Annotated in this window: 9 protein-coding genes; 5 read left to right on the top strand and 4 right to left on the bottom strand. The window is 56.2% G+C overall.

What is annotated here, in order from left to right; all coding sequences use genetic code 11:
* Positions 1-97: 97 nt before the first annotated feature.
* Positions 98-2,041, bottom strand: a complete 1,944-nt coding sequence (cpdB, locus tag ABLU86_RS15795) for a 2',3'-cyclic-nucleotide 2'-phosphodiesterase (RefSeq protein ID WP_045364929.1) — start codon at positions 2,039-2,041, stop codon at positions 98-100.
* A 191-nt stretch (positions 2,042-2,232) separates the two neighbouring features.
* Between cpdB and cysQ the strand changes: the two genes are divergently transcribed.
* Positions 2,233-2,976, top strand: a complete 744-nt coding sequence (gene cysQ / locus ABLU86_RS15790) for a 3'(2'),5'-bisphosphate nucleotidase CysQ (RefSeq protein WP_015704189.1) — start codon at positions 2,233-2,235, stop codon at positions 2,974-2,976.
* Here cysQ and ABLU86_RS15785 read toward each other — a convergent pair.
* The gene (locus tag ABLU86_RS15785) at positions 2,966-3,523 is read right to left on the bottom strand and encodes a YtfJ family protein (protein WP_032709693.1); all 558 of its coding nucleotides are present in this window, start codon (positions 3,521-3,523) and stop codon (positions 2,966-2,968) included. The genes cysQ and ABLU86_RS15785 overlap by 11 nt on opposite strands.
* A 319-nt stretch (positions 3,524-3,842) precedes the next feature.
* On the opposite strand from ABLU86_RS15785, the gene ABLU86_RS15780 reads away from it, so the two are divergent.
* Complete coding sequence (locus ABLU86_RS15780; protein ID WP_015368594.1) at positions 3,843-4,049, top strand: DUF1107 domain-containing protein; 207 nt, start codon at positions 3,843-3,845, stop codon at positions 4,047-4,049.
* A 63-nt stretch (positions 4,050-4,112) separates the two neighbouring features.
* Here the strand turns inward: ABLU86_RS15780 and ABLU86_RS15775 are convergent, their stop codons facing one another.
* The gene (locus ABLU86_RS15775) at positions 4,113-5,465 is read right to left on the bottom strand and encodes a hemolysin family protein (RefSeq protein WP_015368593.1); all 1,353 of its coding nucleotides are present in this window, start codon (positions 5,463-5,465) and stop codon (positions 4,113-4,115) included.
* A gap of 181 nt (positions 5,466-5,646) precedes the next feature.
* Positions 5,647-6,285 carry a peptide-methionine (S)-S-oxide reductase MsrA gene (gene msrA / locus ABLU86_RS15770; protein WP_015368592.1) on the bottom strand — a complete coding sequence of 213 codons (639 nt, stop codon included), beginning with the start codon at positions 6,283-6,285 and terminating at the stop codon, positions 5,647-5,649.
* Positions 6,286-6,487: 202 nt separating this feature from the next.
* Between msrA and tamA the strand changes: the two genes are divergently transcribed.
* From tamA to ABLU86_RS15755, 3 genes are read left to right on the top strand one after another with little or no spacing between them, the layout of a single operon-like run.
* A complete protein-coding gene (tamA, locus tag ABLU86_RS15765; protein ID WP_032706723.1) occupies positions 6,488-8,221 on the top strand; it encodes an autotransporter assembly complex protein TamA in 1,734 nt (577 codons plus the stop codon).
* A complete protein-coding gene (gene tamB, locus ABLU86_RS15760; protein WP_348796213.1) occupies positions 8,218-11,994 on the top strand; it encodes an autotransporter assembly complex protein TamB in 3,777 nt (1,258 codons plus the stop codon). The genes tamA and tamB overlap by 4 nt, the downstream gene beginning before the upstream one ends.
* 2 nt (positions 11,995-11,996) lie before the next feature.
* Positions 11,997-12,338, top strand: a complete 342-nt coding sequence (locus ABLU86_RS15755; protein WP_015704194.1) for a gamma-glutamylcyclotransferase — start codon at positions 11,997-11,999, stop codon at positions 12,336-12,338.
* Positions 12,339-12,366 lie beyond the last annotated feature (28 nt).

The following is a 12,366-nucleotide window of genomic DNA, read 5'->3' as shown; positions in this document are numbered from 1 at the left end:
GGGAGATGTACCCGGATAGCGGCTGGCGCCTTATCCGGGCTACAGGCCAGCTTCGTTTTGTAGCCCCGGTAAGCGCAGCGCCACCGGGGAACAGGCATTACTGACTCAAATCCAGCTGATAAATAGCGAAACCGATATCATCAGTCGCCACCTGCCGCATCGGATACTGTGCTTTCTCTTTGATAAACGCCGCGGCTTTGTCGCCAGGCGAGGTCTCAAAGCGAATATCCAACGGCGTTTTGCTGTGGATCGGCGCCAGTCGCCAGTTGTTATCCGCCGCCGGATGGATCGCGCCATCTTTCTTCGACTGTGCGCCAATCCACGCCGCCAGCACCGAACGGTTTTCGTCCGGGGAGGCAAAAGCGATATGGCTGTCGCCGGTACCGGCGAATTTGCCGCCGTAGGCGCGATAGTTATTGGTGGCGACGAGGAAGGTGGCCTGCGGATCGATAGGCTTACCGTTAAAGGTCAGGTCTTTGATGCGTTCTGACTGCGGGTGAATCATCTGGCACTCGCCGTCGTAGCGCGCCGGTTGTCTGACGTCGATCTGGTAATTGACGCCGTCAATCACGTCGAAGTTATAGGTGCGGAACCCGTCCCAGTTAATCAGCGACTGTGGTTTGCTGCTGGCGGGGTCAATCTGGTTAAACTGCCCGGCGGAGCATTCGAGCCACTCCTTGACCTCTTTACCGCTTACCTTCATCACCACCAGCGTGTTCGGGTAGAGATAGAGGTCGGCGGCGTTACGGAAGGTGAGCTGGCCTTTTTCCACTTCGACAAAGCTTGCCGGATCGTTTTTACGCCCACCGACTTTAAACGGCGCGGCGGCGGAAAGCACCGGCAACTTCGCCAGATCCGGATCGCCCTGAATGTAGTGTTCGACATAGGCCTTTTGCGCCATGTTGACCACCTGCACCGTCGGGTCGTCCTGCACCAGCGCCAGGTAGCTGTACATGTTGTCGGCGGACTTGCCGATAGGCTTGCTGACGAATTCGCGAGTGGCGTCGTGATCGGCTTTCAGCACCGCCACCATTTTACTATCTTCCGCCGCCAGCGATTTTTTCGCTACCGCGTCGTAAATAGGTCGCGCTTCGGCTTTAGCCTGCGTCACTTGCCATTTACCGCTGTCGTTATTCAGCACCAAATCGACCACCCCGAGATGATCGCCCCACATTCCCGGCATTACCGCCGGAATACCATTCAGCGTACCTTTGGCGATATCCGCGCCTTTAATACTGGCGAAGTCTTTACCGGGGAACACCGCGTGGGCGTGGCCGAACATAATGGCGTCAACGCCCGGCACCTGGCTTAAGTAGTAGACCGAGTTTTCCGCCATTGCCTGATAGGGGTCGGCGGAGAGGCCGGAATGCGCAACCACGACTACCACATCAGCGCCTTTCGCGCGCATCTCCGGTACATACTTACGCGCGGTTTCAGTGATGTCGTTGACCTTCACCTTGCCGCTGAGGTTAGCTTTATCCCAGGTCATGATCTGCGGCGGCACAAAACCGATATAGCCGATGCGCAGGGTATGGGGTTGACCATCGCTATCCTGAACCTCGGTATCCTGAATCAGGTAGGGCGTAAACATCGGTTTGCCGGTTTTGAGATCGATAATGTTGGCGTTAACGTAGGGGAATTTCGCCCCGGCCAGCGCCTTGTGCAGGAAGTCGAGACCGTAGTTGAATTCATGGTTTCCCAGATTGCCGACGGCGTAATTCAGGGTGTTCATCGCCTTATAAACCGGATGCACATCCCCCTCTTTAAGTCCTTTTGCCGCCATATAGTCGCCCAGTGGGCTACCCTGAATAACATCGCCGTTATCCACCAGCACGCTGTTTTTCGCTTCCGCGCGGGCTTTTTCAATCAGGCTGGCGGTTCTGACCAGGCCGAATTTTTCCGTCGCGGCATCTTTGTAGTAATCGAAATCCATCATATTGCTGTGCAGATCGGTGGTTTCCATGATCCGCAGGTCGACCGTCGCCGCGTTGACGCTGGCCGCCACCAGCGTGGCCAGCAGCGTTGCGCTAAACTTAATCATCAGAGGCGTCCTTTTTTATGAGCAATGGCACAAAAGAAAATGTATTTACATTCTGTTGCTTACAGAATTGTGAATTCTGCCAGAAAAGCGTGAATGGAAACCGCTAGTGTTATCACAGATAGCGGAACTGGTGATGATGCGATATAAATAAAACAACGAGTTAACGCCACTGTAACCAGAAGAGGTGGAGAATGTTAGAACAAGTATGTCAGCTTGCACGGACCGCGGGCGATGCCATCATGGATGTCTACGATGGGAACCAGCCGATGGATGTGAGCAGCAAAAAGGATGATTCTCCGGTTACCGCGGCGGATATCGCCGCGCATAAAGTCATTGTCAGCGGCCTGCAGGCGCTGGATGCAGCAATCCCGATCCTCTCCGAAGAGGATCCGCCGGCGTGGGAAGTGCGGCAGCACTGGCAGCGCTACTGGCTGGTCGATCCGCTGGACGGCACCAAAGAGTTTATCAAGCGCAACGGCGAATTCACCGTTAATATCGCGCTGATTGAAAACGGCAAACCGACGCTGGGCGTGGTGTACGCGCCGGTGATGAAAGTGATGTACAGCGCGCAAAATGGCAAGGCGTGGAAAGAAGAGTGCGGCGTGCGCAAGCAGATTCAGGTTCGCGATGCTCGCCCGCCGCTGGTGGTGATTAGCCGCTCCCATGGTAACGATCCGGAGCTGCAGGAGTATCTGGAGCAACTGGGCGAGCACCAGACCACCTCAATCGGTTCGTCGCTGAAATTCTGCCTGGTGGCGGAAGGCCAGGCGCAGCTCTATCCGCGCTTCGGGCCGACCAGCACCTGGGACACTGCCGCCGGTCATGCGGTCGCGGTAGCCGCCGGGGCGCACGTTCACGACTGGCAGGGTAAAACCCTCGACTACACGCCGCGTGAATCCTTCCTCAACCCCGGCTTCCGCGTCTCTATTTATTAAGCAGCTTATGCAGCAGGCCGACAACCTGCTGTACCTCTTGCTGGGTCAGCGCGCCGTCTTTTGCCCACTGAACGCGTCCGTCTTTGTCTAACACCACAATCGCCGAACTGCCTTCATCGAGCTGCCAGGCTTTGCGTGCGAGACCGTTGCTGTCGACGATAAACTGCGACCACGGATAGAGCTGTTTATTGCTCTCAATGCTGCTGCGCACGAACATCCCGGAACCGGGGATCGCGTCATCGGTATTGACGATGGTGGTGGTCTGGTAGCGGTCGTGCGGCAGGCCAGCCGCCTTAATCGCCTCAATCAGATTGGCATTTTTCTCTTTTGCCGAGGTGCGCCCGGCAATATGCTGGATGACGCGCACTTTTCCCGCCAGCTGCGAGCTATTCCAGTTTTTGTAGCTAAACTTATCGTTACTCAGTACCAGTTCTCCGCGGTCGGCGATGCCTACCGGCGCGACGCGTTGACCGTCGACAAAATTATGTGCCGAAGCCATTAACGGCAACAGGAGGGCGGAAACCGCCAGCAACTTACGTAGGGTCATGAGATATCCTTTTTTATATGCAGGTGATCCGACCACTTGGTCTTGTTTAATGATAAGTGCGAATTGTCGCCATTACCCGCAAGCGTGATGCCAGTTTGCGTGCCAACGCACACATTCAATAAAAAACGGAAACTTATACTAACAACTACGTATGCCTGAAACGAAAATTCTGAATTATTGTCATCAAAGGGTAAAAAAACTTCTACAGACTGGGTGACTTCGGAAATCTGGACTATAGTTTTAGGGCATTAAAATTTGCGCTCCCGATACGCGGGCTAACTGTGGCACCGCAGGAGCGTAACCCTGGCAGGAGACAACAATGAAAATTTTCCAACGCTACAATCCGCTGCAAGTGGCGAAGTACGTGAAGATCCTGTTTCGTGGACGGTTGTACATCAAGGACGTTGGCGCTTTTGAATTTGATAAGGGCAAAATCCTTATCCCGAAGGTTAAGGACAAGCTGCACTTCTCAGTGATGTCCGAGGTCAATCGTCAGGTTATGCGTCTGCAAACAGAGACCGCATAACGTGGTATGACGGCACGAAAAAAAACGGCTCCCGATGGGAGCCGTTGATGTTTTCAGGGCCGCTTACGCCGCACCTTTCTCTTTTTTCGCCGCTTCTTCGATATCAGGCAGTTTCGGTACCAGCACCGTTGGTTTGTTATCGATACGGGTGACCAGCAGCTGGTCGATACGGTAGTTATCGATATCCACCACTTCAAACTTGTAACCGGAGAACTTCACCGCATCGGTGCGTTTCGGGATCTTACGCAGCATGAACATCATAAAGCCGCCGATGGTCTCGTAATTATCGGACTGCGGGAATTCATCGATATCCAGCACGCGCATCACGTCGTCGATCGGCGTCCCGCCGTCAATCAGCCAGGAGTTCTCATCGCGGGCGACGATTTGTTCTTCCAGCCCCTGGCCGACCAGGTCGCCCATCAGGGTAGTCATGACGTCGTTGAGGGTGATAATCCCCACCACCAGCGCGTATTCGTTCATGATCACCGCGAAGTCTTCGCCGGCGGTTTTAAAGCTTTCCAGCGCTTCAGAGAGGGTCAGGGTATCCGGCACGATCAGCGTATTGCGGATCTGCACGCCGCCGGTTAACACCAGACTCTGGTTTGCCAGTACGCGGTTCAGCAGGTCTTTGGAATCGACGTAGCCGATGATGTGATCGATATCCTCGTTACATACCAGGAACTTGGAGTGCGGATGTTCCGCCACTTTATTCTTCAGGCTCTGCTCGTCTTCGTGCAGATCGAACCAAATCACGTTTTCACGCGGAGTCATCGAAGAGGGGACGGTACGGGACTCCAGCTCAAAGACGTTTTCAATTAATTCGTGTTCCTGTTTACGCAGTACCCCGGCCAGCGCACCGGCTTCCACCACCGCGTAAATATCATCAGAGGTGATGTCGTCTTTACGCACCATTGGGATTTTAAACAGGCGGAAGATGTTGTTCGCCATGCCGTTAAACAGCCACACCAGCGGGCGGAAGACCAGTAAACAGAAGCGCATCGGGTTGATGATGCGCAAAGCCACGGCTTCTGGCGCAATCATACCGATGCGTTTCGGCGTCAGGTCAGCAAACAGGATGAACAGGCTGGTGACCAGGGTGAAGGAGAAAATAAAGCTCAGCTGCTCGGAAAGCTCCGGCGACATGTAGCGGCTCAGTACGCTGTGGAAAGCAGGCGAAAAGGCGGCATCGCCGACGATACCACCGAGAATGGCCACGGCGTTAAGGCCGATCTGCACGACGGTGAAGAAGGTGCCAGGGTTTTCCTGCATTTTGAGAACGCGCTGCGCGTTCACATTGCCTTCATCAGCCAGCAATTTGAGTTTGATTTTACGTGATGCGGCCAGTGAGATTTCAGAGATCGAAAAAAATGCACTGACGGCAATAAGGAAAAGTATTACTAAAATACTGTTTAACATATCTTTTCTGACCGTTGAGGCCAGATCCTCGGAAGGGAAGTGGATAACTCTTTTAATGTGGAATACATAAAAAACCGGTCCGAAGGCGCTGGACCGGCTATGACACAGCGTAGTATAGCGTAAATGTCTGTAAAGCCACCAGAGCGATAATTATTCTCGCCAGCGGCCTTACTCTTCAGGATTACGCCTGCGGGGGGAGGCAAACGCCAATCCCGCCGATACCGCAGTAGCCGTACGGATTTTTGTGCAGATACTGCTGATGATCGTCCTCGGCATAGTAGAACGGTTTCGCCGTGGCGATTTCGGTGGTGATCTCGCGGGTGTCGTTGGCGTCGCGCATCGCTGCCTGGTAACGCAGCATGCTGGCCTGCGCCGCTTCAAGCTGCTCTGGCGTCAGCGGGTAGATAGCCGAACGGTACTGCGTGCCGTGGTCGTTACCCTGCTGCATCCCTTGCGCCGGATCGTGGTTCTCCCAGAAAACCTGCAGCAGTTGTTCATAGCTGATGACCTGCGGGTCATACACCACACGCACCGCTTCCGCGTGCCCGGTGTCGCCGCTGCAGACTTCGCGATAGGTTGGATTTGGCGTGTAGCCGCCGGTATAGCCCGCCGCGGTGCTGTAGACCCCCGGCAATTGCCAGAACAGACGCTCGACGCCCCAGAAGCAGCCCATCGCGAACAGCGCGACCTCCATTCCTTCAGGAACATTGGTCATTGAGTGGCCGTTAACGGCGTGGAGCGTTGCTACCGGCATCGGCGTGTTGCGCCCCGGTAGTGCATCCGCCTGGGCGACAAGATGCGTTTTATCAAATAGACTCACGGTTGGCCTCGCAATTTGTGGTTAAGGTTGTAACGTCGCGTATCTTTTTAGACAATAAACACGCTCAATACGTCTAAATTTAAACATAAGAATTATTTGGGTTACCGTCACTTTTTCAACCCTTAGTTGTTAGGGTTTTGTTAAGCCGTGGAGCGGCACTTGCGTTTCCTTCGGGGGGAAACAAGGATATTCAGGAGAACACGTGCAACAAATCCGCCAGATATGCGTTACCAGCCTTTTGCTGGTCAGCGGGGTCGCCAGCGCAGCGAATGTGCGTTTGCAGGTTGAGGGGTTATCCGGGGAACTGGAAAAAAACGTCCGCGCCCAACTATCCACGATCCAGAGCGATGAAGTCACGCCGGACCGTCGTTTTCGCGCGCGCGTCGATGACGCCATCCGCGAGGGGCTGAAAGCGCTGGGTTACTATGAACCCACCATCGATTTCGATCTACGTCCGCCGCCCAAAAAAGGGCGCCAGGTACTGATTGCCAAAGTAACTCCCGGCGAGCCGGTGCGCATTGGCGGTACCGAGGTGATCCTGCGCGGCGGCGCGCGCACCGACCACGATTATCTGGACCTGCTGAAAACGCGTCCGGCAATTGGCACGGTACTTAATCACAGCGATTATGACGGCTTCAAAAGCTCGCTCACCAAGGTGGCGCTGCGTAAAGGCTATTTCGATAGTGAGTTCAATAAAAGCCAGCTCGGCGTGTCGCTCGACCGCCATCAGGCTTTCTGGGATATCGATTACAACAGCGGCGAGCGCTACCGCTTTGGTCCGGTAAGTTTTACCGGTTCGCAGATCCGCGAAGAGTACCTGCAAAGTCTGGTGCCCTTTAAACAGGGGGATTATTACACCTCGCAGGATTTGGCGGAGCTGAACCGCCGCCTGGCGGCGACCGGCTGGTTTAACTCGGTGGTCGTCGCGCCGCAGTTTGATAAATCACGCAAAACCAAGGTGCTGCCTCTGCAGGGCGTCGTTTCGCCACGCAAAGAGAACACCGTGGAAACCGGGGTCGGCTATTCGACAGACGTCGGGCCGCGCGTGAAAGCGACGTGGAAAAAGCCGTGGATGAACTCCTACGGCCACAGCCTGAGCTCCAGCATCAGCCTCTCCGCGCCGGAGCAGCAGTTCGATTTCAGCTACAAAGTCCCGCTGTTAAAAAGCCCGCTTGAGCAGTATTACCTGATGCAGGGCGGTTTTAAGCGTACCGACCTTAACGATACCAAGGCCGACTCCACCACCCTGGCGCTGTCGCGCTATTGGGAGATGTCGAGTGGCTGGCAGCGCGCGATTAATCTGCGCTGGAGTCTGGACCACTTTACCCAGGCTAACGTCACCAATACCACCATGCTGCTTTATCCCGGCGTCTCGGTGAACCGGACCCGCTCCCGCGGCGGCCTGATGCCAACCTGGGGCGATTCCCAGCGCTATTCGGTGGACTACTCCAACACCATGTGGGGCTCGGACATTAACTTTATCGTCATGCAGGCGCAGGACGTGTGGATCCGCACCCTCTATGACCGCCACCGCTTCGTGGTGCGCGGCAACCTCGGCTGGATTGAAGCCGATGACTTCAGCAAAGTCCCGCCGGATCTGCGTTTCTTCGCCGGTGGCGACCGCAGCATTCGTGGTTATAAATACAAATCGATCTCGCCGAAAGACGACGACGGCAAGCTGATCGGTGCGTCAAAGCTGGCGACAGGCTCGCTGGAGTATCAATACAACGTCACCGGAAAATGGTGGGGGGCGATGTTTATTGACAGCGGCGAAGCGGTAAGCGACATCCGTAAAAGCGATTTTAAAACCGGCGCGGGCGTCGGCGTGCGCTGGCAATCGCCGGTCGGGCCGATCAAGCTGGATATCGCCAGACCTATCGGCGACAAAGAAGAACACGGTTTACAGTTTTATATCGGTCTGGGGCCTGAATTATGAGTTTATGGAAGAAGATAAGCCTCGGCGTATTACTCTTTTTAGTGTTGCTGATTGGTGCGGTTGGCTTTTTAGTCGGCACTACTACCGGTTTGCATCTGGTACTGAAAGCGGCGGACCGCTGGGTGCCGGGGCTGGAGATCGGCAAGGTTACCGGCGGCTGGCGTGACCTGACCTTACAGAACGTGCGCTTCGAACAGCCGGGCGTAGCGGTGACGGCCGGCCAGTTCCATCTCGGCGTCAAGCTGCGCTGCCTGTGGGATAGCAGCCTGTGCGTTAACGATATCTCGCTGCGTGATATCTACGTCGCTATCGATACCAAAAAGATGCCGCCTTCAGCGCCGGTAGAGGAAGAAGATTCCGGCCCGCTGAACCTCTCGACGCCATACCCCATTACCCTCAGTCGCGTGGCGCTGCATAACGTCAATGTCAAAATCGACGATACCGCCGTTTCGCTGCGCGATTTCTCCACCGGCCTGAACTGGCAGGAGAAAAACCTGACCCTGACGCCGACTTCGCTCCAGGGCTTGCTTATCGCCCTGCCGAAGGTAGCAAAAGTGGCGCAGGAGCAGGTGGTGGAGCCGAAAATTGACCATCCGAAACCGGAAGAGAAGCCGCTTGGCGAGACGATGAAAGATCTGTTCTCGCAGCCGGTGCTACCGGAAATGGTCGATGTGCATCTGCCGCTGAACCTTAATATTCAGGAGTTCCGCGGCGAACAGCTGCGCCTGACCGGCGACACCGATATGACCGTCTACAACCTGCTGCTGAAGGTGAGCAGCATCGACGGGCAGATGAAACTTGATGCGCTGGACGTCGATTCCGACCAGGGCAAGGTTACCGCTTCCGGCACCGCGCAACTGCAGGATAACTGGCCGGTCGACATCACCCTCGACAGCACGCTGAACATCGACCCGCTGAAAGGCGAGAAGGTAAAGCTGAAAGTAGGCGGCGAGCTGCGTAAAAAACTGCAGGTCGGCGTTGATTTAGCCGGCTCGGTGGCCATGACCCTGCGCGCCGAAGCGCAGCTGGCGGAAGCCGGTCTGCCGCTGAATATGGAAGTGAAGAGTAAGCAGCTGTACTGGCCGTTTACCGGCGAGAAACAGTTCCAGGCGGATGATCTGCATCTGAAATTCAGCGGCAAAATGACCGACTACACCATGGCGTTTAGTACCGCGGTGAAAGGGCAGTCGCTGCCGCCGGCTAAAATTACCCTTAATGCTAAAGGCAATGAACAGCAGGTGAACCTGGATAAGCTGACCGTAGCGGCGCTGGAGGGGAAAACCGAACTGAAAGCGTTGCTCGACTGGCAGCAGGCGATCAGCTGGCGCGGCGAATTGACCCTCGATGGCATTAATACCGCCAAAGAGGTGCCGGACTGGCCGTCGAAGCTGAACGGGATTATCAAAACCCAGGGTAGCCTGTATGGCAGCAGTTGGCAGATGGCGGTTCCTGAGCTGAAAATTACCGGCAACGTGAAACAGAATAAAGTGGATGTCCACGGTTCGCTGCAGGGTAACAGCTATATGCAGTGGAAAGTGCCGGGACTGCATCTGGCGCTTGGCCCAAACAGCGCCGATGTGAAAGGCGAGCTGGGGGTGAAAGACCTCAATCTCGACGCCACCATCGATGCGCCGCATCTCGACAATGCGTTGCCGGGGCTGGGGGGTACGGCGAAAGGTCTGCTGAAGGTGCGCGGCACCATCGATGCGCCGCAGCTGCTGGCGGATATCACCGCTCGCGCTTTACGCTGGCAGGAACTGACGGTAGCCCAGGTCAACGTCAAAGGCGACGTCAAATCCAGCGACCAGATTGGCGGCAATCTTGACGTACGCGTCGATCGTATCAGCCAGCCGGGCGTTAACATCAGCCTGGTGCAGCTGAATGCCAAAGGTACCGAGAAGCAGCACGATTTACAGCTGCGCGTACAGGGCGAGCCGGTGTCGGGCCAGTTGACGCTGGCGGGCAGCTTCGATCGTAAAGAGGAGCGCTGGAAGGGCACCCTGAGCAATACCCGTTTCCAGACGCCGGTAGGGCCGGTGGCGCTGACGCGCAACATTGCGCTGGATTACCGTAATCAAGAACAGAAAATCAGCATCGGGCCGCACTGCTGGAGCAACCCGAATGCCGAGCTGTGCGTACCGCAGACCATCGATGCCGGCGCCAGCGGGCGCGCGGTGGTCAATCTCAACCGTTTCGATCTGGCGATGCTGAAGCCGTTTATGCCGGAGGCGACCCAGGCAAGCGGCGTGTTTAGCGGTAACGCCGATGTGAGCTGGGACACCACCAAAGAGGGGCTGCCGCAGGGCAAAGTCACCCTCAGCGGGCGCAACGTCAAAGTCACCCAGACGGTCAACGACGCACCGCTGCCGGTGGCTTTCGATACGCTTAACCTCAGCGCCGACCTGCATAACAACCGGGCGCAGTTGGGCTGGCTGATACGCCTGACCAACAACGGCCAGCTTGATGGCCAGGTGGAGGTGACCGACCCGCAGGGGCGGCGTAACCTGGGCGGCAACGTCAACATCAGCAACTTCTCGCTGGCGATGATTAACCCGATCTTCGCTCGCGGCGAGAAAGCGGAAGGCAAGCTTAATGCTCGTTTGCGTCTGGGCGGCAACTTACAGAGCCCGCAGCTGTTTGGTCAGATGCAGCTCAGCGGCGTTGATATCGACGGCAACTTTATGCCGTTTGATATGCAACCGAGCCAACTGGCGATGAACTTTAACGGAACGCGTTCGACCCTACAGGGGACGGTGAATACCAAACAGGGGCAGATTGCGCTGAGCGGCAACGCCGACTGGACGCAAATCGACAACTGGCGCGCGCAGATTGCGGCGAAGGGCAGCCGGGTGCGCATTACCGTGCCGCCGATGGTCCGCCTGGATGTTTCTCCGGACGTGGTGTTTACCGCCACGCCAAGCCTGTTTAACCTCGATGGCCGCGTTGACGTACCTTGGGCGCGTATTGTGGTGAACGAGGTGCCGGAGAGCGCGGTGGGCGTCTCTTCCGATGAGGTGATGCTGGATAAAGATCTGAAGCCGATTAAGCCGCAGAGCGCCGGTATTCCGATCAACAGCAACCTGACGATTAACGTCGGCAACAACGTGCGTCTGGACGCTTTCGGCCTGAAAGCGCGTCTGACCGGCGATCTGAAAGTGGCGCAGGATAAGCAGGGGCTGGGGCTCAATGGCCAGATCAATATTCCGGAAGGTCGTTTCCACGCTTATGGTCAGGATCTGATCGTGCGTAAAGGCGAGCTGCTGTTCTCCGGGCCGCCGGATCAGCCGCTGCTCAATATCGAAGCGATTCGTAACCCGGAAGCCACCGAAGACGACGTGATCGCCGGCGTTCGCGTCACCGGTTCTGCCGATCAGCCGAAGGCCGAGATCTTCTCCGACCCGGCAATGTCGCAGCAGGAAGCGCTTTCTTATCTGTTACGCGGTCAGGGTTTAGGCAGCGAACAGAGCGATAGTGCGGCAATGACCTCAATGCTTATTGGAATGGGGGTTGCACAAAGTGGTCAGGTTGTGGGTAAAATCGGCGAGACGTTTGGCGTAAGCAATTTGGCGCTGGATACCCAGGGGGTAGGCGACTCCTCCCAGGTGGTAGTCAGCGGCTATGTGCTGCCAGGTCTTCAGGTAAAATACGGCGTCGGCATCTTCGACTCTTTGGCGACGCTTACCCTGCGTTATCGCCTGATGCCTAAGCTATATATGGAAGCGGTGTCTGGCGTAGACCAGGCTCTCGATTTGCTCTATCAGTTTGAGTTTTAGCAATGCGAATATTTGTTTACGGCAGTTTACGACGCAAACAAGGCAACAGCCACTGGATGACCAACGCCCAGTTGCTGGGCGCTCATAGTGTCGACGATTATCAGCTGTACAGCCTGGGCCACTATCCAGGCGCGGTGCCGGGCGAGGGCACAGTACATGGTGAAGTGTATCGTATCGACGCATCGACGCTGGCCGAGCTGGATGCGCTGCGCACCAAGGGCGGTGAATACGCGCGCCATCTGATCCAAACGCCTTACGGCAGCGCGTGGATGTATGTCTACCAGCGCTCCGTCGAGGGGTTTGCGCAGATTGAGAGCGGAAACTGGTTGGACAGAGACCAGTAATTGAAAACGGCAACGCCACCTTCGGGTG

Source organism: Klebsiella sp. JN_Kp121 (genome assembly GCF_040062145.1).
Classification (GTDB): domain Bacteria; phylum Pseudomonadota; class Gammaproteobacteria; order Enterobacterales; family Enterobacteriaceae; genus Klebsiella; species Klebsiella aerogenes.
The sequence above is the reverse complement of the archived record's forward strand: the minus strand, read 5'-3'. Positions and strand labels throughout refer to the sequence as shown.